A 23,844-nucleotide genomic window follows, 5' to 3' on the forward strand; every position below is an offset into this window, starting at 1 on the left:
ATTGACCGCTTGTGCGGGCCTGTGTGAGCCTTCTTATGAGCTCATGCGCGAAGGCGCGGTGACGGTCAGGGTCCTGCACTCTGCTCGTGCATGGCGTCATGTGAAGCCTTTGGGGCGCCCGTTGGCGTGCCTGGAAAGGGAGAGCCGCGCATGCGAAGAAGATTATTCGCGATGCTGGCGACCGCCGCCGTCCTGCTGGTGGTGGCCGTCGTGAGGATGTCGCCGGTCTCGGCCGTCGCCTCCGATCCGTACGCGTACAAGAACGTCAGGATCGACGGCGGCGGCTTCGTCCCCGGGATCATCTTCAACCCGGCGGAGCGGAACCTCATCTACGCCCGCACCGACATCGGCGGGGCGTACCGGTGGAACCAGTCGACCAAGTCGTGGACCCCGTTGCTCGACTGGGTCGGATGGGACAAGTGGGGCTACAACGGCGTGATCAGCCTCGCCACCGACCCCGTGCAGACCAACCGCGTGTACGCCGCCGTCGGCATGTACACCAACAGCTGGGATCCCAACAACGGCGCGATCCTGCGCTCCACCGACAAGGGCGACACCTGGCAGGTCACGGCACTGCCGTTCAAGCTCGGCGGCAACATGCCCGGCCGCGGCATGGGGGAGGCGCTGTCCGTCGACCCGAACGACAACCGCGTGCTCTACTTCGGCGCTCCCAACGGCAACGGCCTGTGGCGCAGCACCGACTACGGCGCCACCTGGGCCAAGGTGGCGAGCTTCCCCAACCCCGGCAACTACGCCCAGGACCCCAACGACCCCAACGGCTACCTGAGCCACCGGCCGGGCGTGGTCTGGGTGACCTACGACCCGCGCTCGTCCACCAGGGGCACCCCCTCCAAGACCATCTACGTGGGCGTCGCCGACAAGGAGAACACCGTCTACCGCACCACGGACGGCGGCGCCACCTGGTCGCGGCTGGCCGGCCAGCCCACCGGCTACATCGCCCACAAGGGCGTGCTCGACACGGTCAACGGCTACCTCTACATCGCCACGAGCGACACCGGCGGCCCGTACGACGGCGCCAAGGGCGACGTGTGGCGCTACGCCACCGCCACCGGCGCCTGGACGCAGATCAGCCCCGTCCCGTCCTCCAGCAGCGACGACTACTTCGGTTACAGCGGCCTGACCATCGACCGCCAGGACCCGGGCACGATCATGGTCGCCACGCAGATCTCCTGGTGGCCCGACGTGATCTTCTTCCGCTCGACGGACTCCGGCGCCACGTGGACCCGGGTGTGGGACTGGACGTCGTACCCGAACCGTAGCTTCCGCTACAAGATGGACATCACCGAGAACCCGTGGCTGACGTTCGGCACCAACCCGCAGCCGCCCGAGGTCACGCCCAAGCTCGGCTGGATGACCGAGTCGCTGGAGATCGACCCGTTCGACTCCAACCGCATGATGTACGGCACCGGCGCCACGATCTACGGCACCGAGAACCTCACGCAGTGGGACTCCGGCGGCCAGTTCACCATCAAGCCCATGGCGAGGGGCCTGGAGGAGACGGCCGTCCTCGACCTGATCAGCCCGCCCAGCGGCGCGCCCCTGATCAGCGGCCTCGGCGACATCGCCGGCTTCCGGCACACGAACCTCGACGCCGTGCCGCCGCTGATGTTCACCCAGCCCAACTTCACCTCCACCACCAGCCTCGACTACGCCGAGAAGAACCCGTCGATCATGGTGCGGGCCGGCAACTTCACCGACGCCGACCGCCCGAACGACAGCCACGTGGCCTTCTCCACCGACGGCGGCGCCAACTGGTTCCAGGGCACGGAGCCGGGCGGCGTCAACGAGGGCGGCACGGTCGCCGCCGCCGCCGACGGCTCCCGCTTCGTGTGGGCCCCGCGCGGCGTGACTCCCGTCTACTCCGTCGGGTACGGCAACTCCTGGCAGCAGGCGTCCGGCCTGCCCACGGACGCGGTCGTGGAGTCCGACCGGGTGAACGCCACGAAGTTCTACGGCCTCAGCGGCGGCAGGTTCTACGTCAGCACGAACGGCGGCGCCACCTTCACCGCCACCGCCGCGACCGGCCTGCCCACCAGCGGCAAGTTCAAGGCGGTGCCCGGGCGTGAGGGCGATCTGTGGCTGGCCGGCGACGGCGGCCTGTGGCACTCCACGAACAGCGGCGCCTCGTTCACCAAGCTCTCCGGCATCACCAAGTCCGTGAACGTCGGCTTCGGCAAGGCGGCGCCCGGCGGCACGTACATGGCGATCTTCGCGGTCGCCACGATCGACGGCGTCACCGGCCTGTACCGCTCGGACGATGCCGGGGCCACCTGGGTCCGCATCAACGACGACAAGCACCAGTGGGGCAACATGGGCGAGGCGCTGACCGGCGACCCGCGCGTGTACGGCCGCGTCTACCTGGGCACCAACGGCCGCGGCATCATCTACGGCGACCGCACGGGCCCGCCCGTCACGGTCACGCCCACCGTCACGGTGTCCCCGACGGTGACGGTCACTCCCACGGTCACGGTCACTCCCACGGTCACGGCCACTCCCACGGTCACCCCGACGACGGGCACCGGCTGCACGGCCACGTACAAGGCGGGCAACCAGTGGTCGGGCGGCTTCCAGGCGGAGGTCTCCGTCCAGAACACCGGCAGTTCGGCCATCACCGGCTGGAAGGTCACCTGGACCTGGTCGGGCGACCAGAAGATCACTCAGCTCTGGAACGGCGCCCACACCCAGACGGGCGCCGACGTGAGCGTGGCCAACGCCTCCTACAACGGCAACCTGGCGCCGAACGCGTCCACGTCGTTCGGCTTCACCGGCTCGGCCTCCGGCACCCCGACCCCGCCCGCCACCCTCACCTGCACCCCGGCGTAACACCCGGACAGGGCGCCCCCGGCACACCCGGGGGCGCCTGCGCTTCCGGAACCTTTCCGATCACCGGGTTCGTTGACCGGGCGTGGGGAGCAACTCCAGAAAGAGGCGTTCGCGCAGGAAGAACCGGCGAAGATCCAAGGGTGGGTCCTCTGGTTCCACCCATCACATGTCCACGATCGGGCGGGCCGGAAGGGAAGCCGACCGCCACTGGACGAGGTGGGGGTGGATCACCTGGGGCTTGCCCGCGGCATGCTACGTGATCGGCATCCAACTGGTGTACTTGTTCATCATCGCCGACCTGATGGGCGAGGTGAGCAGTGACGGCGTCCTACTGGCTTCCCTGCTCGGTTTCGGCGTGACGTGGTTCCATATCGCGCGCCTGGATCCGGACATCAGAGGCCGTCCCGTCGCGGTGACGTCCATCATCACGGCAGTCGTCACCGTGGCCGCCCTGATCCTCATCGAGATCTGACCGGTCCCACGCCACCGAAGGTCCCGCGAGGCCGGCGTAAGGGGATCGAGCACCTCTCGGAGGGTCAGCCCTTGATGGCGCCGACGATCACGCCCTTGGTGAAGTGGCGTTGGACCAGGGGGTAGATGATCAAGGCTGGTACGACGGCGATGACCACGATGGCCATCTTGATGGCCAGGGTCGGGGGTGCGTCACCCGTCACGCCGGCCGTGGCCGCCGGTAGCGGGTTCGAGTCCACCACGTACTGGCGCAGGATCAGCGCCAGCGGCCACTTGCGCGTGTCGTCGATGTACAGCATCGCGTTGAACCAGGCGTTCCAGTAGCCCACCGCATAGAACATCGCCACGACGGCCGTGACCGCCTTCGACATCGGCAGCACGATGCGCCACAGGATCCGCCACTCTCCGGCGCCGTCGATGCGGGCGCTGTCCAGGACCTCTCCCGGGATGTTCATGAAGAACGAGCGCAGCACCACCACGTTGAAGGCGGAAACGGCGGTCGGGAGGATCAACGACCAGTAGCTGTCCTTCAGGCCCAGGCCGCTCACCATCAGGTACACGGGGATGATGCCGGGGAAGAAGACGAACATCAGCAGGATGCTGAACAACAGCGGGCGGTGCAGGAAGGAGCCGGGGCGCGACAGCGAGTACGCCCCCAGGATGCTCACTCCCGTGCTGATCAGCGTGCCCGCGAGGGTCACCCCGGTGCTGACCAGCACGGCCCTGCTGACCACCGTGTCGGAGAAGATCTGCTGGTACGCCTCGAACGTGATCCCCTCGGGCACGAGCACGAGGCCGCCCGCGCGGTTGACGGTGGCGGCCGAGCTCAGGCTGGTCAGCACGATCGTGTAGAGGGGGCCGAGCACGGCCAGGACGATCAAGGTCACCAGCGTGCCCTTGCTCAGCCGGCCGATCGGGGAGGGCCGTTCCTCCCAGGGCGCCAGGTTGGCCGGCTTGCGGGAGGCGCCCGGCTTCGTCAATGCCCACGTCATGATCGCGAATACACTCCTCGCTCGCCGAACGCGTGCGCCACCCGGTTGGCCGCCACGATCAGCAGCAGCCCGACCAGGCCCTTGAACAGCCCGGCCGCCGCGCCGTACCCGAGGTCGCCGGTACGCAGGCCGGACCAGTAGACGAACGTGTCGAACACCTCGGACGCCTCGCTGCCGACGGCGCTGCGCTGCAGCATGAACTGCTCGAAGCCGACGTTCAGGGCGTCGCCGAGACGCAGGATCAGCAGCAGCACGATCACCGGACGCAGCCCGGGCAGCGTGATGTGCCACATGCGCCGCCATCTGCGGGCTCCGTCCACGGCGGCGGCCTCGTACAGGTTGGGGTCGATGGTGCTCAGCGCGGCCAGGAAGATGATCGCGCCCCAGCCGGCGTCCTTCCAGATGGTCTGGGTGGTGATCAGCAGGATGAACGTGTCGGAGTTCGTCATCCAGTCGACGCCTTCGTGGCCGCGCTCGCGCAGCAGCTGCGCCAGCAGCCCGGCCCCGCCGAACATCTGCTGGAAGATGGCCACGACCAGCACCCAGGAGAAGAAGTACGGCATGTAGACCACGCCCTGCACGAACGCCCTCAGCCGGGCCGAGACGATGCTGTGCAGCAGCAGCGCCAGCATGATCGGCACGGGGAAGTAGAAGACGAGCTGGAAGGCCGTGATCGACAGCGTGTTGGTCATCGCGCGCAGGAACTGGGGGTCCTGGAAGAGCAGCGCGAAGTTGGTGAAGCCGATGATCGGGCTCTCGACGATCCCGCCGGTGTAGGGGTTGTAGTCCTGGAACGCGATGACGTTGCCGAGCGCGGGGATCCACCAGAAGCCGAGGACCAGCAGCAGCATCGGCAGGTTCATCAGCAGCAGCGACCGGTCCCGCCGCAGTTTCGCCCGCCAGGGGAGCTTCTCCTGCGGGGGCGCCGCGGCCTTGGCCGGCTTGGCCGGGCGCTTGACCGTGATCACGCCCATGGCAGGCCCTCCGGCTGCTCCCAGGAGACCTCCCCCGACGTCAGCGCGTCCATGAAAAGCCCCGCGCCCACGAATTGCCCCTCACGGTGTCACAGCCTGCCGTTCTCGCGCGCGACCTTCATGTAGAACTCGCGTGCCTCGTTGCCGCCCTGCTCCTGCCACTCCTTGACGATCTTCGACCACTCGGAGACGGGCCGCTTGCCGCGGAAGATCTCCTGCATCTTGTCCTCGGTGGGCTTGGCCAGGCCGGCCATCTTGGAGGGGACCTCCACGCGGATCCCGACGAACGGGTCGATGTCCAGGAGCTTCGCGGCCTGCGTCTGCCAGTCGTAGAGCGCCTGGACCAGGCCCTCGTACTGGCTCTTCTCGTTCGCCGGGGGCCGGCCGGACAGGAACATGTACGTGGGCGCGACCTCCTTGCGCCCGAGTGCCGTCTGCTTGATGTTGCCGTTCTCGATGTTGTAGTGCTTGCCCTCGACGCCGTTGGCGACCAGCTCGTACTCCTGGGTGCCGTACGGCCCCGAGCACCAGTTGGACAGCGCGAGCAGCTCGCGGGTGCGGGCGTCGCCGAGGCCCTTCTTGATGAAGACGAACATGCCTGCGGGCTCGTTGCGCCACATGATCGTCTTGCCGCCCGGCCGGCCCGGATAGGGTGCGACGGCCTGCATGCCGAACTTGGGGTTGTCGGCCTGGAACCGGCCCAGGTTCTCGTGCCAGGCGCCGAGCCCGTCCCGGTAGATGATCATCTGGCCGCTGCCGAAGATGCCCTTGTTGTCGGCGTCCTGGTTGGCCACGATGTCCGGATGCACGTACCCGGCCTCGAAGAGCTTGGTCATGAACTCGATCGAGGCCTGCCATTCAGGCGTCTCGTACTTGTACTCGAGCGTGCCGTCGCTCTTCTTGCGCCACTCGCGCGGCGCGCCGAAGGCCCGCTGCATCTCCTGCTCCATGCCGCCGCCGAACGCCCAGCGCTTCTTCTTCGCGTCGGTGATGGCCTTGCCGAGCGCGATCAGGTCGTCGCCGCTCTTGGGGTGCTGCAGGCCCAGCTCCTCCATGATGTCCTGGCGGACGAAGGTGGCGAACGGGAACGGCTCGTTCTGCCAGGGGATGCCCTGCAGGATGCCGCCGAAGACGCCGTACTGCCAGGCCGCGGTGTCGTAGTTGGCCAGCAGCGGGAACTCCTTGGCCTTGTCCCCGGCCAGATAGGGGGACAGGTCGGCGAAGAGCTTGTTGGCCGCCTCGGTGAAGTGGCCGATCTTGATGAGCTCCCAGTTCGGGACCATGACCATTTCCGGCACGTCGCCGCTGGCCAGGAGGGTGGACAGCTTCTGCCCGTAGGTGTTGCCGTCGGAGATGTTGAACCGGACGACCCCGCCCAGGCGCTCGTTCATGTGCTCGTAGTAGGAGTTGTCGCCCAGGCCTGGCGGCACGGTGCCCCACAGCGGAGTCATCGCCGTCACCTCCTTGCCGCTGGTCAGCGGCTTGGTTGCGACGGCCTGCACCATGCTGGCCGGGCGCTTCAGGAAGCCGGGCGCGACGAACTCGCTGCCGGGCAGATCGGGCTTGAGCCCCGGGATCTCGAACGGGATCCGCGTCGGCACCAGGCTCTTGAGCTTGTCGGCCGCCACGGCGGTGCCCTTGTTGACCGATTTCTTCTCGGCGCAGCCCGCCACCAGAACACTTGCGCCGACCAGGCCGAGGAACCCGCGGCGAGTCGTGTTGGTTGCCATGGCTCGCTCCCTTCTCCGGTGGGGATGGCCTCAGTAAGATTTAGTTGGTATTGCGACCAAACAAATTAGTAGACTGTCGTCCGGGCCACAAGGGATCCCATCGTCACAGGTTGGTGCCGATGAGAAAGGTGCGAAGCGGACTGTCGCCATGACGGCGGCCGGATGCAGGCAGTAGGGCCGCAGTTTGATGAGCGGCTTTCTTGTTGGTGAAGGGAGACCACGAATGCGGCATGCTGGGGTCATCTCTTGGCGGGAACGGGGCTGATATTGATCACTTCTACGACCGGCCCGCAGCCGGCCGACTTCGCCGACGTACGGGCCACCAACCTGGCCGTCGTGCTGCGGTTCGTCCGCGAGCACGCGCCCTGCTCGCGAGCCGACATCGCGGCCTCCACCGGGCTCAACAAGGCGACCGTGTCGAGCCTGGTCGCGGACCTCATCGATCGGCGGCTCGTACGCGAGACCGGTCTCACGGAAAACCGCGTCGGCCGGCCGGCCACGATGCTGGTCCTCGACGGCTCGCCGTACGCCGCCATAGGGGTCGAGATCAACGTCGACCACGTGTCCGCCGTGGCCACCGACCTCGCGGGAGAGCGGTTGCTGACGTGGCGGCGCTCGTTCTCGACCGGCGACTCGGTCAATCAGGGGGTGGCCAACGTCGGGGCGATCATCCGGCGCGTGGTCAACCGCATGGCCAAGGAGGAGCGCCAGGTGCTCGGCCTGGCGGTGGCCGTGCCGGGGCTGGTCGACGTGCAGGGCACCGTGCGCCTGGCGCCCAACCTGGGCTGGCGTGACGCCGACATCGGCGGCGACCTGGCCAAGGCGCTGCGCGATCCCGGCTTCCCCATCCAGGTCGACAACGACGCCAACCTCGCGGCCCTGGCCGAGCAGCGCTTCGGCGCCCACTCCGGCGCCGCCGACCTGGTCTACCTCACCGGCGAGATCGGCGTGGGTGCCGGCGTCATCCTCGACGGGCGGCTGCGCCGCGGCGGCCGCGGCTACAGCGGCGAGATCGGCCACGTCCAGCTCGACCCCGACGGCCCCGAGTGCCACTGCGGCCGACGTGGCTGCCTGGAGGCGATGGCCGGCATCGGCGCGGTGCTGCGCAAGGTGCCCTCGCCCGCCGAGATCCAGATCGAGATCGAGGAGTCCGTGCGCCTCGCCCGCGCCGGCGACGGCGACACCCTCGCCACGCTCGATTCGGTCGGCCGCCGCCTGGGCCGCGGGGTGGCCATTCTGGCCAACCTGCTCAACCCCGAGGTCGTGATCCTCGGCGGCTACTACGTCCCGCTCGCGCCCTGGCTGCTGCCCGCCGTCCACGACGAGCTGAGCGACCGCGTCATCGCCGCCGAGGCGGGAGGATGCCAGGTCGTGGCCTCGACGCTGGGCCACGACGCGGCCGCGCTCGGCGGGGCTGCGAGGGTGCTCGATTCCATTGATTCGGGAAGATTGCCCGGAGGATTGTCCTCAAGCCCTTGACCTTGGTCACTGGGGAGTGCACCCTTCAGTCAACCCACCGAAATGTCCGCGTAACTTCCCGAGGCCGGTCGTCGAAGCGCTTCGACACTCTCAGAGGGATGACCATGCACGAACCCCCCTTCCGCGACCCGTCGATACCCCTTCCCGACCGGATCGACGACCTGGTGCGCAGGCTCACGCTCGGGGAGAAGGTCGGCCTGCTCCACCAGTACCAGGCCCCGGTCGAGCGGCTCGGCCTTGGCGCGTTCCGCACCGGCACCGAGGCGCTGCACGGGCTGGCGTGGCAGGGCCCGGCCACCGTGTTCCCCCAAGCCATCGGGCTGGCCTCCACCTGGGACCGCGACCTCGTCCGCAGGGTCGGCGAGGCCACCGGCGACGAGGTGCTGGCCTTCCACCACAAGGACCCGGCCGGAGCAGGGCTCAACGTGTGGGCTCCGGTGGTCAACCCGCTGCGCGACCCCCGCTGGGGGCGCAACGAGGAGGGCTACTCGGAGGATCCCTGGCTGACCGGGGTCATGGCGGAGGCCTACGCCCGCGGGCTTTGTGGGAGCGCTCCCGAAAATCTCAAGACCGCCCCCACGCTCAAGCATTTCCTCGCCTACAACAACGAGACCGACCGCTGCACGACCTCCAGCAGCGTGCCGCCCCGGGTGCTGCGCGAGTACGAGCTGCCGGCCTTCCGGCCCGCCGTCGAGCAGGGCGTGGCGGTGGCCGTCATGCCGTCGTACAACCTGGTCAACGGCCGTCCCGCGCACCTCAGCCCGCTGATCAATGATGTGCTGCGCGAGTGGGCGCCGGACGACCTGCTGGTGGTCAGCGATGCGTACGCACCGGGCAACCTCACCTCGCCGCAGGGCTACCACGACACGCTGCCGGAGGCGTACGCGCACGCCGTCAAGGCCGGGCTGGACAGCTTCACCCAGGACGACGACCGCTCCGAGGCCACGCTGAACCACCTGACGGAGGCCCTGGAGAAGGGCCTGCTGGCCGAGGAGGACGTGGACGCGGCCGTGCGGCACGTGCTGTCGATCAGGTTCCGGCTGGGCGAGTTCGACCCGGCGACGCCGTACGACGAGATCACGGACATCGTGGTCAACTCCCCGGAGCACCAGGCGCTGGCCAGGGAGGCGGCGCGACGCTCGTTCGTGCTGCTGAAGAACGACGGCCTGCTGCCGCTCCAGGACGCGATGAGGGTCGCGGTGATCGGGCAGCTCGGCGACACCCTCATGGAGGACTGGTACAGCGGCACCCTGCCCTACGCCGTCACCGCCCGCGCCGGGCTCGCCGAACGCTGCGAGACGATCTTCTGCGAGGCCGTGGACCGGGTGACGCTGACCGCCGACGCCGGTCCGGTGACGGCCGACCCCGGCGGTGGACCGCTCAGCGTCGGTGTCGCCGAGGCGGGGGCGTTCGACCTGTTCGACTGGGGCGGCGGCGCGTACGCCCTGCGGTCCGTGACGACCGGGCGCTTCGTGTCGGTGGACGGCGGCACGCTGGTCAACGACCAGCCCGGGCCGAACGGCTGGGAGGTGCGCGAGACGTTCCGCATGGAGGAGCGGCCGCGCGGCACGCTCGTCCTGCGCCACATCTCCACCGGCTGCTACGTCGGCGCGGGCGAGGACGGCGTGCTGCGCCTGATGGACGACGCCGACCAGGCGGTCTGGCTGGCCATGGACGTGCTCAGGAGCGGCACCGACCAGGCCGCCCGCCTGGCCGCCGCGGCCGACGTGGCGGTCGTCGTGGTCGGTGACCATCCGCTGGTGAACGGCCGCGAGACCGAGGACCGCATGACGCTGGCCCTCGCCCCCGCCCAGGACGCCGTGGTCGCCGCCGTGCGCAAGGCCAACCCCCGCACGGTCATGGTCATCACCAGCGGCTACCCGCTCACGTGGACCGACGACGAGGTGCCGGCCGTGCTGTGGTCGGCCCACGGCGGTCAGGAGTACGGCCACGCCCTGGCCGACGTGCTGTTCGGCGACGCCGACCCGGAGGGCCGCCTCACCCAGACGTGGTACCGCTCCGAGCAGGAGCTCCCCGACCTCCTCGACTACGACATCATCGCCTCCGACGCCACGTACCTGTACTTCCGCGGCACCCCGCTGCACCCCTTCGGCCACGGCCTCAGCTACACCACGTTCGACTACGCCGACCTGCGGGTCCACCAGGACGGCGAGGTCATCACGGCCGAGGCCACGGTCACGAACACCGGCGACCGCCCCGGCGTCGAGGTCGTCCAGTTCTACACCCACCAGCAGCGCTCCCGCGTCAAGCAGCCGCTGCGCCGCCTGCGTGGCTTCGAGAAGGTACGCCTCGCGCCCGGCGAGAGCCGCACCGTCATCCTGACCCTGCCGGTGTCGGAGCTGGCCTTCTGGGACGTGACCAGGGAGCGGTTCGTCGTGGAGAGTGCGCCGCACCAGCTCATGGTCGGCCGCAGCGCCACCGACGTGCGCCTGAGCGCGCGCTTCGAGGTCGAAGGGGAGATCATCCCGCCCCAGTCCGGACTGCTGCGCGCGGCCGCCCACGACGAGTACGACGCGATCACCTTCGTGGACGAGACCAAGACGGACGGGGACGCCGTACGGTCGGACGCGGAGGGTGCCTGGATCCTGTTCCGGCAGGTGGACCTGACCGGCGTCACGACGTGCGTGGCCACCGTGGGCAGCACCGAAGGCGGCATGATCACCATCCGCCGCGGCGACCCCCTCTACGGCCAGGCCCTGGCGACCTTCCCGGTGCCCAGGACCGACCGGTACGACTATCACGCCATCCCGGCATCCCTTGCGGCCGCGGACGGGGTGCACGATCTTTATGTGGTGTTCGAGAACGATGGCGTCATCCTGGCCGAGCTCGACTTCGGAGCCGAGGCTTGAGCCGGCGCACGGTCACGATCTCCGAGGTGGCCAAGCACGCGGGCGTGGCGGTCAGCACGGTCTCGTACGTGCTCAGCGGCAAGCGGACGATCTCGGCCGACACCAGGCGGCGGGTGCTCGACAGCATCACCGCGCTCGGCTACCACCCCAACGCCGGCGCCCGGGCCCTGGCCAGCAAGCGCTCCAACGTGATCGCGTTGGTGCTGCCGCTGCGCGCCGGCATGCACGTGCCCGTGCTCATGCGCTTCGCCAGCGCCGTCGTCACGGCCGCCCGCCGCTTCGACCACGACGTGCTGCTGCTGACCGCCGACGAGGGCACCGCCGGCATCCGGCGGGTGGCCGCGAGCGCGCTGGTGGACGCGCTGGTCCTCATGGACGTGGAGCTGGACGACCGCCGCGTCCCGCTGCTGCGGGAGCTGGCCGAGCCGAGCGTGCTCATCGGCTTCCCCGCCGAACCCGCCGGCCTGACCTGCGTCGACCTCGACTTCCACGCCGCCGGGGCACGCTGCGTGGAGCACCTGGCCGAGCGCGGCCACGAGGAGATCGCCCTGCTCGGGGCCCCTTCCGTGGTGTACGACCGGGGCACCGGCTTCGCCACCCGCACCCGCGAGGGCTTCGAGGCCGCGGTGGCCGACCACGGGCTCAAGGGCGTGGCGCTGCCGTGTGAGGAGACGTTCGACGAGGTCTACGAGACCGTCCGCGATCTGCTGCTCGACCACCCGGGACTGTCCGGCCTGGTCGTGCACAACGAGGCCGCGGTCGGTCACGTGCTGGCCGCGCTGCGCCAGCTGGACCGGCGGGTGCCGCACGACGTGGCCGTGGTGGCGATCTGCCCCGACGACGTGGCCGAGCGCGCGAGCCCGCCTCTGACCTCGGTGCTGATCCCGGCCGAGGAGGTCGGCAGGGAGGCGGTCCGGCTGGTCATGGACAAGCTGGAGGGCCGCAGCGTCCCGGATTCGACCTTGCTCGCCCCTCTGCTCGCCGTCCGCTCCAGCACCTGAGGCGACGTGCCTGTCGGCTCACCGGACCCGGACGGCGATGCCGGGGTAGTCGAGGACGATGCCTGACTCGTCGTAGACCAGGCGGCAGGCGAAGCCGTCGACCGAGGTGTAGTCGTAGCGCTGCCCGGGGCCCTCGTCGGGGATGCGGACGTAGTGCTGCTCGTCGAGTCGCTCGACGGCCAGGTCGAGGGCGCGGACGTAGACGGCGGGGGCGTCGGCCTCGTCGCCCACGGCCAGGCGCATGCGGTGCACGGGGAACGCGTTCGTCATCGCCGACGACTCCAGGTCCACGTCCAGGAGGCCGTCCAGGAGAGGAGCCGGGGCGCCGTCGACCCGCCAGTGCCCGGCCCCGTCGGCCTCCAGCGTGATGTGCCGCGTTCCGGCCGCGGAGCGTCCGGTCACTTCGGCGCGCCTGGTGATCCAGGCGGCGTCCACGTCGATGACGTAGCCGACGATCCAGGTGCGTCCGTCCTCGACGGCCGTCGTACAGCCCTCGATGCGGTGCCCGCCGTCCAGCGGGCGGAAGTATGCGACCTCGAAGCCCGTGCTCGCGTCGAGGTGCCGCCAGGCGGCGGTCTCCGGTGGAGGTGCGAAGGTCACGCCACCGATCCTGCCACGGCGCGGCAGTGCGATCATCCGGACAACGTCTGGGTCATGCGCCACCCGGTTCTGCCATCTCCACGGTGATGGCCCAGCGCTCGTGGTCGCGCCACGCGCCGTTGATGAACTGGAAGTTGGACGAGTAGCCCTCGCGCTGGAACCCGACGCGCTTGATCAGGTTCAGAGAGGGGGTGTTCCCCGGCTGGATGTTGGCTTCCAGGCGGTGCAGCTCCAGCTCGTCGAAGGCATACCGGACCAGCAGCCGCAGGCCCTCGGTCATGTAGCCGCGCCGGGCCGTGGCGGCGTACGCGCAGTAGCCGAGGGTCCCGGCCTGGTGGGTGCCCCGGACGATGTTGTTGATGTTGGCTCGGCCGACGATGGCGCCGGTGTCACGGCGGCAGATGACGAAGCCCTCGTGCGCCCGGCCGTCGAAGCGGGCGACGTACGCGTCGAAGGCCTCGGGGGTGGTGATGGGCCGTCCGGGCATCCAGGGGGCGAGGAAGTCGGCGCTTTCCCTGTTCAGAGCCACGAACTCGGCCCGGTCGGGCAACGCGAGGTGCCGGATGCCGACGCGGGGCCCTCGGACGAGGTAGGTCATTCAGGTGATGTTAGGAGATCCCGGCCAGGACGAGCACCGCCACGCACCGCCGTCCCACTCCACGAGGAACGGGACCGCGTGCGGGAGAGGAGCCCCCCACACCCGCCCGCCCAGCCCGCAGAGCCCACTGAGCCCGATGGTGAGGCTCGCGACGTGCCCGACGACGGCCACCGTCTCGCCCGGGTGAGCGGTCGCGATCGCGGTGAGGGCGGCGACGACGCGCGCGGCGACCGTGTGCCCATCCTCGCCGTCGCCCACCGCCTCGCCCAGCCGCCCGTCCACGACCCAGGACCGGAGGACCTCCCTCGTCCGCGCCCGGGTCGCCGGGTCGGTGGCGCCCTCCAGACGGCCGATGCCCATCTCGACGAGGCCGGCCACAGGGGTGACGCCGATGCCGAGCGTGCCCGCGATGATCTCGGCGGTCTGCCGGGCCCGGACCGCGGTGCTGGCGTACGCGTGGGTGATCCCCTCCGGCAGGAGGAGCCGGGCGGCCTCGGCCGCCTGCCCTCGCCCTTCGGCCGTCAGCTCGGCGTGGGGGAGCGCGCCGGAGGCCCCGGCCGTGACGTTCTGCGACTCGGCGTGACGCAGGCACAGCACGCGGACGAGATCGCTCATGCTCCGACGATACGACCCCTGCGGGCGCCTATGCGCCGGATGCGGACGGCGTGATGGGCGCGTGCAGGCGGACGCCCTCGGCGGCGAGCCGCTCCTCGTACGCGCCGGCGAGATCGCGCAGCGCCGCTGTGCCGTCTCCCTGGTACGCAGGACCGTGCATGAGGCAGAGCGTCGCCGGCTTCAGGCCGGCCAGGGCGCGGATGGTCGGGCCGGTGGACGGGGTCAGGCAGGTCGCACCGAAGGCGTCCTCCGCGGCCAGCGCCGGGCTGACGATCTCGTGCTCGGTCAGCGCCGGAGCCTGGCCCATTGCCGTGAACAGGTCGCCGCAGAGCAGGGTCCCCGTCGTCTCCTCGAAGAACAGGCCCGCGTCCCAGCCGTGCGGCACATGAGGCGTCTCGATCCGGCGTACCCGCTTGCCGCCCAGGTCCATGACCTCGCCGTCGGCCAGCTGCCGGGGCGGCCGGTCCGCGAGGTCGTTCACGGACACCATGCAGCCCAGGACGCCGTGCGCCACCTGCGCATCGGGCGCGGCGGCCAGCCACGAGTTCATCGACCCGCACTCGTCGGCCTCGACGTGCCCGAACGTGATCCAGCGCAGCCGCGCGACCGGCACCACCCGCTCCACGGCCGCCGACACCGACGGGAACAGCGCCCGCAGACCGGTGTGGAACAGCAACGGCTCCCCGGCGTCGATCAGGAACTGGTTGAAGGTGATCCCGGCATCTGGGATGAATGTCGACAAGCGATAGATGTCCGGCGCGACCTCGGTAACGGTGGTGTCCATCGTGCTCCTCCTCCTGGAGCGGCCCCCTGCGTCCATCGTCGCACCCGGGGCGGCGGGACACGAGACAGCCCTGTCGACCTGGCCGGTGGGATCGACGTCGCCCGGCACCGCAACAGACGGAGCCGCGCCACGCGTCCTTAGGGAGTGGAGGTGTGGTGTGACGACATGGCCGAGCGTCCCCCGAGCTTCGAGGAATTCGTGACGGGCCGTGGAGAGGCGTTACGGCGGTACGGCTTCGTACTGACCGGAAGCGTCTGCGAGTCTCTATGTTTACCTGAGCATGTCGGGCAAATCGGGCGGGCGTGGCCGTGGCGGGCCGTCTGCGTACGGTCCCAGGGGGAGTGCGGGGGTGGCCGCGACGCTGTGGAAGCCGGTCCGCTGGTGAGGACCGCGTGCAAGCCCTGTACGTTCCGCTGGGCAGGTCGCCTGGGGTGCTTGGCCTGCCGGACGCCGGCCACTCCCGGCAGCACGTCGTCACGTCGTCGCGACGTCCGTCGGCTCAGGTGAAGCGGCGGTAGCTGACGGAGCGTCCGTCGGCCGCCACCGGCGCCACCATGACGTCGGATCCCGAACGCGGCGCGTGGATCATCATGCCGTCGCCGATGTAGATGCCCACGTGGCCGGCGGGATTTCCGAAGAACACGATGTCGCCCGGCTGCGGCGACGACACCGGCTTCCCGCTCGCCTGGTATCCGGCGGCGGTCGTGTCACCGATCTTGATGCCCGCCTGGTTCAGGACGTAGTAGACGAGCCCGCTGCAGTCGAAGGCGCTCGGCCCGTTGGCGCCCCACACGTACGGCTTGCCGAGATGTTGCCGCGCCGCCTGGACGATGCGCGCCCCCGTGCCGGTTCCCGGTGTGAACGGCAACGGCTGCGGGGCCGCACCCCCGGGGTCGGCCAGGGCTCCAGGACTGCCCGGGGATCCTCCGCCCGGGGTGTACGAGGTGGGGGAATACCCGTTCCCGCCTTGGAACGTCGTCGTTGCCGGCAGGGTGACCGGTTTCCACTCGACGGTGTTGCCACGTGAGGGCCGCCATGGCTCACCGGTGGGACTGTCGATGGACTCGAAGGTCGGCGTCCGGTCCTTCAGTTGGTTCGAGATGTCCCTCATGGCGATGGTCAGGGCCGAACTCGCCTTCCCCTCGAGATCCCTGGCCGCGGGGAGCGCCACCTCGAGCAGCCGTTTCGCCGCCGCGTCCGGCTTCTCGCGGTTCTCCGCCTCGAAGTCGACCATGTCCTGGCAGATCGAGGTGATCCTCGATTTCGCCGTCGCCAGATATTGGGCCGCTCCGTCGAGGGAGCTCGCGCTGCTGTCCAGCGCGTCCTGCAGCGCGACGCCGGCCTTGCGATACTTGCTCATGTACTCGACGAAGGCGACGGCTGACGCGCCGTTCCAGGCGTTGTCCACATTTCCCACGGCCCTGTTGATCCGCCCCGCGTGGTCGCTCACCTTTCCCGACGCGCCTCGCCACCGGGTGGCTATGTCACGAATGGCATCGGGGTCGCTGGCGGTGATGTTGGTGTAAATCGCAACGAGCTCCGCGCCTGACGGTAACTGGGAGATTCGCGTCAGGTCCACTACGCCGCCGCCCCGCTGGCTCTGTTGGCCGTGCGGACGTTCTGCTCGACAGTGTCAAGGGCCCGGCTGACGGCGTCGAGTTTGCCGCGGGCGGCTCCGAACTCGTTGCCGACCATCGTCTCGACCTCGCTGACGACGGAGGCCAGACCGGAAGACGAGCCGCCCAGCTTCCCGAAGATCGACTTCGGGAAGATCGAGGAGTCGGCGTTCGCGGCCGAGTACTTGAGCTGCTCGGCCGCCTTGCGCGCGGCATCCGCGCAGTCCTCGATCGCTTGGAAATGGATGTCGAGGGCTGCCATCGACACGTACCCCCTGGAAGATCGTCGTGACGTTCCTGACGTGACCATCTTGCCGCGAATGCCCATCCAGCCGCATTAGTCACAGAAAAAACAACAACGTCTCAACTCGGTGGCGGCTATTTCCACTCGGTGCAGTGCGTCTTGCCCTCCCGCCGGGAGCACAGATCCCACCGCACGTCCTTGACCGGGCGGGCGCCCGAAAGCGCGAAGCGCCCCCCACGGAGGCCCACGCTCTCGGGCCCGGGGGAGCGCTTCTGAAAAGGCTGGTTACCAGTCGCCGCCGAAGTCTCCGCCGCCGAAGTCTCCGCCGCCGCCGAAGTCACCCCAGTCGCCGCCGTCTCCGCCGCCGGCACCGGCGTCAGCGTAGCCCTCGGCGTAGCCGGCGCCGTAGCCGCCCATGCCCCAGCCGCCGCTCAGCATGCTGCCCATCATGGTGCCGATGAACATGCCGGTCATGATGTCGCCGAAGCCGCCGTAGTAGCCGTAGGCGTACGGCTGGTAGGCCGGGCCCGCGTCGTAGTAGGGACGGCGTTGGCCGTCGACCATGACCTCGCGCATCTGCGGGTCGAAGCCGCGCTCCACGGCCTCGGCGTCCATCCGGCAGGCCGGAACGTCGCGGACCGCGCCGCCGGGCGGCGCCCAGCGCACGTCGCGGGCGGACGGGCCGTGCTGCGGGTTGAAGAAGCAGGGGGCGCGCCGCTCGGGCACCGGCTCGTTGTTGACCTTGGCCTTCACCACGGCCAGCGCGTAGCGGCCGTCCTCGAGGGTCTGGGTGACCTCGCGGACCTGGTCGACCCGCTCGATGGTGGCCAGCTGGGTCTTGGCCTTCTCGTACGAGTCGAGCGCCGTCTGCCATTCCTCGATGTGCTTGCCGCCCTCACCGGAGAGGGTCACGTCCGCGTCGAGCGTGGTGATCTCCTCACCCAGCTTGGTGACGTCCTCGTCCACGGTCTGCTTGACCGCGGCGAGGTCCTTGGCCTCCTGGATGGCGCGCTTCTTCTTCTTGTTGCTGGAGTAGAGGAAGTAGCCGCCACCGCCGACCAGCGCCAGGATGCCCAGGCCGACCAGCGCGGCGGTGCCGCCGGCGCCGGGGTTGGCCTGGCTGCCGGTGTCGAGCGCCGAGCGGGTCTTGCCCGCGACGGCGGAGTCGACGCGGTTGACGAAGTCCTTCATCCCGTCCACGACGTCGGAGTTGGCGCTGACGGCGCGCTTGGCCAACTCGCCCGCAAGGCCGGACTGGCGGATGGAGCTCGAGGCGGCGAACAGCGTCTGGCCGTCGAGCACGGCGATGGTCGCGCTGGGGCGGCCCGCGGCGACCAGCGCGGAGTTCAGGGAGCTCATGTATGACGCAATGCTGGAGTTGTCCACCGTGCCGTCGGGAAGCGCGACGGCGTAGATCTTGCTGTCGGCCCCCTTCAGCGCGTCACTGATCTCACTCTGCTGGTCCGACGTCAGAGGTGAGCCGGACACCACGTAAAGAGGGTTGTTCTTCCAGTTGGACACCACCGACTGAGCGTCAGGGGGCGCCGCCGCGTTGGCGGCAGGGGACAGCGCAAGAACGACGATTAGACCGGCGATCAGAGCCGCGATCGCGGCCCCTGCTCGGCGCAGCGAATGGGTCATTGGCAGCAAGCCTCCTTCGCCCATGAGGACGAACGGGCGGTCGGCAAAGTTCCTCACTGCGCACGTTACCCGCCAGGAAGCCCGCAGGCGCACACCCTGGACGAAGATCCTGGGGTCATGATTTCCATAACAGGGGTCATTGACGTCAAGTCAACGTCTGGTAAGGGTGTCAGGCGTCCTTGATTTCGCAAATGATCGCCCCTGACGTGACCGTCTGCCCGACGGCCGCCACGAGCCCGGTGATCGTGCCCGACTTGTGAGCGGTCAGCGGCTGCTCCATCTTCATGGCCTCCAGCACCACCACCGTGTCGCCCTCGTTCACCGTGTCACCGTCCGCGGCCACGACCTTGACGATCGTGCCCTGCATCGGGCTCACCAGCGAGTCGCCGCCGGCCGAGGCCTTCTTCGCCTTGCCGCCGCCGCGTTTGTGCGGCGCCTTGTTCGCGGCAGGCGTAGCGGCGGAGGCGCCCAGTCCGGCGGGCAGGACCACCTCCAGGCGTTTGCCCCCCACCTCGACGATCACGGTCTCGCGGGCGGCCGTGGCCTCGTCGGACGCCACGTCTCCCGCGTACGGCGCGACCGTGTTGTCCCACTCGGTCTCGATCCACCGCGTGTGCACGGAGAACGGCGCCGAGGCGAAGGCCGGGTCGGCGACGACCGCACGGTGGAACGGCAGCACGGTCGGCATGCCGGCGATCTCGAACTCCGCCAGTGCCCGCCGCGACCGCTCCAGCGCCTCCTGCCGGGTCCGCCCGGTCACGATCAGCTTGGCCACCAGCGAGTCGAACGCCCCGGGCACCGTCATCCCCGCCTCGTAGCCCGCGTCGAGCCGCACCCCCGGCCCGGAGGGCGCGCGCATGACCGTCAGCGTTCCCGGAGCGGGCAGGAAGTCACGCCCGGCGTCCTCGGCGTTGATCCGGAACTCGATGGAGTGCCCGCGCAGCACCGGGTCGTCGTAGCCCAGGGGCTCGCCGTCGGCGATCCTGAACATCTCGCGTACGAGGTCGACGCCCGCGACCTCCTCGGTGACCGGGTGCTCGACCTGCAGTCGCGTGTTGACCTCCAGGAAGGAGATCGTGCCGTCCTGGCCGACGAGGAACTCGCACGTGCCCGCCCCGACGTATCCGGCCTCTTTCAGGATGGCCTTGGAGCTGGAGTAGAGGATCTCGACCTGCGCGTGCGTCAGGAACGGGGCCGGCGCCTCCTCGACGAGCTTCTGGTGGCGGCGTTGGAGGGAGCAGTCGCGGGTGCTGACCACGACCACGTTGCCGTGCTGGTCGGCCAGGCACTGGGTCTCGACGTGGCGCGGACGGTCGAGGTAGCGCTCGACGAAGCACTCGCCGCGCCCGAACGCCGCGACCGCCTCGCGCACCGCCGACTCGTACAGTTCGGGGACCTCCTCCAGCCGCCGCGCGACCTTGATGCCGCGCCCGCCGCCGCCGTACGCCGCCTTGATCGCGATCGGCAGTCCGTGCTCCTCCGCGAACGCCACCACCTCGTCGACCCCCGACACCGGGTCCTTGGTGCCCGCGACCAGCGGCGCGCCGACCTTCTGCGCGATGTGCCTGGCCTGCACCTTGTCGCCGAGCGCGGCGATGGCGGCCGGCGGCGGGCCGATCCAGATCAGGCCCGCGTCGATGACGGCCTGCGCGAAGGAGGCGTTCTCGGACAGGAAGCCGTAGCCGGGATGTACGGCGTCGGCGCCGGAGCGGGCGGCCACGTCGAGCAGCTTGGCGATGTCGAGATAAGTCTCGGCGGGGGACAGCCCGCCCAGCGCGTACGCCTCGTCGGCCACCCTGGTGTGCAGCGCGTCGAGGTCCTGGTCCGCGTAGACGGCCACGCTGCCGATTCCGGCGTCCTTGCACGCCCGGGCAACCCGCACGGCGATCTCGCCGCGGTTGGCGATCAGAACCTTCCGCACCGACGTTCGTCCTTCCTCGAAGAGTTCAGCGGCCCAGGTACGCGCCGCCGTTCACGTGGAGCACCTGCCCGGTGACGTGCCCGGCTCCCGCGGAAGCCAGGAACAGAACGGTATCCGCCACGTCAGCTGGAGTGCCAGGCCGGCCGTTGCGGGTGTTTTCGACGCGGGCCCTGATGCCCTCCTGCGTGAGGCGGCCGCGGAAGAACTCGGTGTCCAGCACCAGGCCGGGGGCGACGACGTTCGCCGTGATGCCCCGGGGGCCCAGCTCGGCGGCCACGTCGGCGGTCCAGGACTCGATGGCGGCCTTGGCGGCGCCGTACGAGCCGGAGCCCGTCCCCCGGGCGGCGATCGAGCCGATCGAGATGATCCGGCCGCCCTCGGTCATGCGCGGCGCCAGCGCGGTCGTCATGAGCACGGCGGACATGAGGTTGGCGTTGAGGTTGGCCCACCAGGCCTCGGCCACGTCCATCAGGTCGTGCGACTGCTTGCGGTCGAGGTTGGTGTTGCCGCCGGCGTTGTTGACCAGCACGTCAACCCGTGCGGGCAGGCTGTCGAGCGCCTCCTTGACGGCGACCGGGCTGGCGGCGTTGAAGGCCGCGTACGCCGCCCCGAGGCGGTCGGCGGCCTCCTTGAGCACCTGCTCGCGGCGGCCGGTGATCGTGACGTGGTCGCCCAGTGAGGCGAACGCCGCCGCGACGGCGTATCCGATCCCGGTGCCGCCGCCGGTCACCACAACCTCGCGCATGACGGGACCACTCCCGTGAGAATCCGAATGTTCCTCTGGAAGACCATAGCCGCTCGGCATAACCCGGACGACGGCAGGTGGCCCCCGCTTATGGTGATGGCGCTTTCACCCGGTCCAGGAGGTATGCATGAGCCACAGTATGCTCGGTGGCGACCCCGCCGAGATGCAGCAGATGGCCACCCAGTTCACGCAGCAGTCGGAGGCGGTCCGCACCACCATGACCGCGCTCGACCGCGAGGCCGCCAAGGTCGGCACGGCGTGGACGGGGCCTGGCGCCCAGCGTTTCCAGCAGGCCTGGCAGAACTACCGCACGGCCTTCCAGCGGATGACCGAGGAGCTCCAGGAGGCCTCGCGGGTCATCGGCACCTACCGGCAGAACATCGAGTCCGCCACGCAATGATCGGCGGAACGGAGCCCCGGCATGCCGCTGGGGCTTCTTTCCGTTGCATCTGCGGGGCCGTCGCCGCCCCGTCCCGGCTCTCGCGCGACACCAACGGGAACGAACAGTTGGGTTAACTGTCAGAGCGCGCGACCGAAACCCCTGATGCGTATGGGGCTTATTTGGTTAAATGTCCTCCGATCATGACGTGATGCCGGGAAGGACGGTCATGGCGGAAAGGGACTCCTCCCAGCCCGAACGAATCGGCGGCCACGAGATCGTGGACCGCCTGGGCGAGGGGCCTCGTGGCATTGTCCACTTGGGCCGGGAGTCCGAAGACGCGCCCCTGGTGGCCGTCAAGACGCTGAACGTCGACCCCGCCGCCGACCCGGGCTTCGTGGCGAGACTCAAGAGCGTCACGCGGATATCCAGCTCGTACGTGGCCCGCACACTCGACGCCGGCACCGATAACGGCTCCGTGTACGTGATCAGGGAGTACGTCCAGGGCCGCTCGTTGGCCGAGACCGTCGAGGCGGACGGACCCCTGACCGGGGACGCGCTGGAGCGGGTCGCGGTGGGCATGCTCACCGCGCTGACCGCCGTTCACCTGGCCGGGTTCGCGCACCGCGGTCTCACGCCCTCGAATGTGATCCTCACGGGCGAAGGGCCCCGCGTCACCGACATCGAGCTGGGCGACCCGGTCGGCGAGATCGGCTACCGGGCGCCTGAGCAGCTCAACGGGCTGCAGTACGGCCCGTACGCCGACGTCTTCTCCTGGGCCGCGACCGTCGTGTTCGCCGCCACCGGGGCCGCGCCGTTCGGGCACGACGCCCAGAGCGTGCTGAACGGACAGCCCGAAGTCGGCGTCCTCCCCGAGCCGTTGCGGCAGGTGGTGCTCGCCGCGCTCGCTAAGGACGTGGCGGGGAGGCCGACGACCTCTATGGCGCTGTTGCGGCTGCTGGGCGACCGCAACGCGCCGATCCCCGCGCCGCCGATCGAGGGCGTCCCGACGCCTCAGATGCCGGCGCCGCCACCTTTTGTAGCGCCCCAAGAACCGATGACGCCGGGTCCCATGCAGGCCGGCCCGGTGGGTCCGGATCCAGGTGCGGCCGGTCCGGCTCCGGCCGGTCCAGGTGCGGCCGGTCCGGCTCCGGCCGGTCCGGGTGCGGTCGGTCCGGGTGTGGTGGGGTCGCCTCCGGTGGAGCCCGGGTTCGCGCCCCAGACCTGGGGACCTCCGCCCGGTACCGGTCGGCAGGAAATGCCCCAGGCCGCGCCGCCCCCCGCCGCGCCAGGGCAGGGCGGCGGTCAGGAAAGCAAGCGGTTCCCCGTCGCGCTCCTGGCGGGTGTGACCGCCCTCGCCCTCTTGTCAGGCCTCGCCCTATGGGGCGCGAGCCGGTATTCCGACAACGTCACGTTCTCTCCGATCGCCGCGGCCGCCACGGAGTCCGCGGGGAGGGATGCCCTCTCCTCGCAGGAGCAGGGAGTCGTGTCAAGTGTGCCCGCGCAGCCGCAGGGAGAGGTGACGGCGCCGTGGGTCACCACGCCGAGCCCCGACGACAGCGGCGTGGGGCCGATGCTGCTGCCGACCGACACCCCCGCGGAGACGGGTGATCTCCCTACGATCACCACGGTGCCCACGCCGGCGCCGATCCCGACGCAGCCGGTGCCGGTGCCCACCGTCACCGTCCAACCGACACAGACGGCCCAGCCGACGCCGACCAAGACGCCCAAGACGCCCAAGACGCCCAAGCGGACCAAGAAGGCCCGTCCGACAGCCACGGTGACCAGAACGGTGAGGCCCACGCCGACCCGTACCGCACCCACCGAGCGGCCTGAGCCGACGCCCACGAGGACCACTCAGCGGCCGGCGCCGACCAAGACGGCCAGTCCGACGCCGACCAGGACCACTAAGCCGACGCCGACCAGGACGACCAAGCCGACGCCCACCAAGACCACCAAGCCGACGCCCACCAGAACGCCGACGAAAGCTCCGACGACGAAGCCCCCCCAGAAGAACCCCTACACCGCGACCCAGGTGTGCGGCAGCGGCTTCGTCATCCAGCGGAGCACCCCCTTCAACGGCGGCACCACATACCAGCTCTGGAACAACAGCACGGGCCAGAACTGCGTGGTCACCCTCAAGTCGGGCCCGGACGTCGGCAAGTCGACTCCGGTCAGCGCGACGCTGGAGGTGCAGGGCGGCGGCAGCCAGACCGACTCCGGCAACTATGAGTACTACGCCGGCCCCGTCAAGCTGCCCGCCAGGGGCAAGTGCGTCCGCTACTCCGGCAGCGCGGGTGCCGGGAGGACCAGTGTGGGGTGGGCAAACTGCGGCTAGGG

The 23,844-nt window shown here is 69.8% G+C and carries 19 protein-coding genes; 7 read left to right on the forward strand and 12 right to left on the reverse strand.

All coding sequences use genetic code 11. The features are described 5' to 3' along the window. Window positions 1-150: 150 nt before the first annotated feature. Both ID574_RS23565 and ID574_RS23570 read left to right on the forward strand, forming a co-directional pair. Complete coding sequence (locus ID574_RS23565) at window positions 151-2,844, forward strand: cellulose binding domain-containing protein (protein ID WP_270094303.1); 2,694 nt, start codon at window positions 151-153, stop codon at window positions 2,842-2,844. A gap of 280 nt (window positions 2,845-3,124) precedes the next feature. Then, window positions 3,125-3,316, forward strand: a complete 192-nt coding sequence (locus tag ID574_RS23570; protein ID WP_188191119.1) for a hypothetical protein — start codon at window positions 3,125-3,127, stop codon at window positions 3,314-3,316. Between the two features lie 64 nt (window positions 3,317-3,380). Here ID574_RS23570 and ID574_RS23575 read toward each other — a convergent pair whose 3' ends face one another. The 3 genes from ID574_RS23575 to ID574_RS23585 form a co-directional block, all read right to left on the reverse strand. Further along, window positions 3,381-4,307, reverse strand: coding sequence for a carbohydrate ABC transporter permease (locus ID574_RS23575; RefSeq protein ID WP_188191120.1), 927 nt, complete (start codon window positions 4,305-4,307; stop codon window positions 3,381-3,383). Then, window positions 4,304-5,281: an ABC transporter permease gene (locus tag ID574_RS23580; protein WP_188191121.1), complete on the reverse strand. Its 978-nt coding sequence runs from the start codon at window positions 5,279-5,281 to the stop codon at window positions 4,304-4,306. The genes ID574_RS23575 and ID574_RS23580 overlap by 4 nt, the downstream gene beginning before the upstream one ends. Window positions 5,282-5,370: 89 nt before the next feature. Then, window positions 5,371-7,011 carry an extracellular solute-binding protein gene (locus ID574_RS23585; protein WP_188191122.1) on the reverse strand — a complete coding sequence of 547 codons (1,641 nt, stop codon included), beginning with the start codon at window positions 7,009-7,011 and terminating at the stop codon, window positions 5,371-5,373. A 267-nt stretch (window positions 7,012-7,278) separates the two neighbouring features. Here ID574_RS23585 and ID574_RS23590 point away from each other — a divergent pair, with 267 nt between their 5' ends. The 3 genes from ID574_RS23590 to ID574_RS23600 all read left to right on the forward strand — a co-directional run bounded on the left by ID574_RS23590 (window position 7,279) and on the right by ID574_RS23600 (window position 12,361). Next, window positions 7,279-8,490: an ROK family transcriptional regulator gene (locus ID574_RS23590; RefSeq protein ID WP_188191123.1), complete on the forward strand. Its 1,212-nt coding sequence runs from the start codon at window positions 7,279-7,281 to the stop codon at window positions 8,488-8,490. A gap of 98 nt (window positions 8,491-8,588) precedes the next feature. Continuing rightward, window positions 8,589-11,360: a glycoside hydrolase family 3 protein gene (locus ID574_RS23595; RefSeq protein WP_223166995.1), complete on the forward strand. Its 2,772-nt coding sequence runs from the start codon at window positions 8,589-8,591 to the stop codon at window positions 11,358-11,360. Further along, the gene (locus ID574_RS23600; RefSeq protein WP_188191125.1) at window positions 11,357-12,361 is read left to right on the forward strand and encodes a LacI family DNA-binding transcriptional regulator; all 1,005 of its coding nucleotides are present in this window, start codon (window positions 11,357-11,359) and stop codon (window positions 12,359-12,361) included. The genes ID574_RS23595 and ID574_RS23600 overlap by 4 nt, the downstream gene beginning before the upstream one ends. Before the next feature lie 18 nt (window positions 12,362-12,379). On the opposite strand, the gene ID574_RS23605 is transcribed toward ID574_RS23600, so the two are convergent. The 9 genes from ID574_RS23605 to ID574_RS23645 form a co-directional block, all read right to left on the reverse strand. Further along, on the reverse strand, window positions 12,380-12,961 hold the full coding sequence (locus ID574_RS23605; protein ID WP_188191126.1) for a putative glycolipid-binding domain-containing protein: 582 nt from the start codon (window positions 12,959-12,961) through the stop codon (window positions 12,380-12,382). Between the two features lie 52 nt (window positions 12,962-13,013). After that, on the reverse strand, window positions 13,014-13,559 hold the full coding sequence (locus ID574_RS23610; protein ID WP_188191127.1) for a GNAT family N-acetyltransferase: 546 nt from the start codon (window positions 13,557-13,559) through the stop codon (window positions 13,014-13,016). Further along, a complete protein-coding gene (locus ID574_RS23615; RefSeq protein WP_223166996.1) occupies window positions 13,560-14,174 on the reverse strand; it encodes a histidine phosphatase family protein in 615 nt (204 codons plus the stop codon). Window positions 14,175-14,202: 28 nt separating this feature from the next. Next, entirely contained in the window at window positions 14,203-14,958 is a 756-nt protein-coding gene (locus ID574_RS23620) for an oxygen-binding di-iron domain-containing protein (protein ID WP_188191128.1), read from the reverse strand. Window positions 14,959-15,457: 499 nt separating this feature from the next. Then, window positions 15,458-16,537 (reverse strand): bifunctional WXG100 family type VII secretion target/C40 family peptidase, encoded by a 1,080-nt coding sequence (locus tag ID574_RS23625; RefSeq protein ID WP_188191129.1) that lies wholly within the window; start codon window positions 16,535-16,537, stop codon window positions 15,458-15,460. Then, on the reverse strand, window positions 16,537-16,836 hold the full coding sequence (locus ID574_RS23630; RefSeq protein WP_188191130.1) for a hypothetical protein: 300 nt from the start codon (window positions 16,834-16,836) through the stop codon (window positions 16,537-16,539). The genes ID574_RS23625 and ID574_RS23630 overlap by 1 nt, the downstream gene beginning before the upstream one ends. 267 nt (window positions 16,837-17,103) lie before the next feature. After that, complete coding sequence (locus ID574_RS23635) at window positions 17,104-18,459, reverse strand: hypothetical protein (protein ID WP_223166997.1); 1,356 nt, start codon at window positions 18,457-18,459, stop codon at window positions 17,104-17,106. Between the two features lie 169 nt (window positions 18,460-18,628). Continuing rightward, window positions 18,629-20,380 (reverse strand): acetyl/propionyl/methylcrotonyl-CoA carboxylase subunit alpha, encoded by a 1,752-nt coding sequence (locus tag ID574_RS23640; RefSeq protein WP_188191131.1) that lies wholly within the window; start codon window positions 20,378-20,380, stop codon window positions 18,629-18,631. A gap of 25 nt (window positions 20,381-20,405) precedes the next feature. After that, window positions 20,406-21,125, reverse strand: a complete 720-nt coding sequence (locus ID574_RS23645; protein WP_188191132.1) for an SDR family NAD(P)-dependent oxidoreductase — start codon at window positions 21,123-21,125, stop codon at window positions 20,406-20,408. Window positions 21,126-21,252: 127 nt separating this feature from the next. Between ID574_RS23645 and ID574_RS23650 the strand changes: the two genes are divergently transcribed. Together ID574_RS23650 and ID574_RS61685 are read left to right on the forward strand one after the other, a co-directional pair. Beyond that, the gene (locus ID574_RS23650) at window positions 21,253-21,525 is read left to right on the forward strand and encodes a WXG100 family type VII secretion target (protein ID WP_188191133.1); all 273 of its coding nucleotides are present in this window, start codon (window positions 21,253-21,255) and stop codon (window positions 21,523-21,525) included. Between the two features lie 208 nt (window positions 21,526-21,733). Then, window positions 21,734-23,842, forward strand: a complete 2,109-nt coding sequence (locus tag ID574_RS61685; protein WP_188191134.1) for a serine/threonine protein kinase — start codon at window positions 21,734-21,736, stop codon at window positions 23,840-23,842. Window positions 23,843-23,844: the final 2 nt, after the last annotated feature.

Origin of the sequence: Nonomuraea sp. SYSU D8015, from assembly GCF_008065375.1 — a bacterium.
GTDB lineage: Bacteria > Actinomycetota > Actinomycetes > Streptosporangiales > Streptosporangiaceae > Nonomuraea.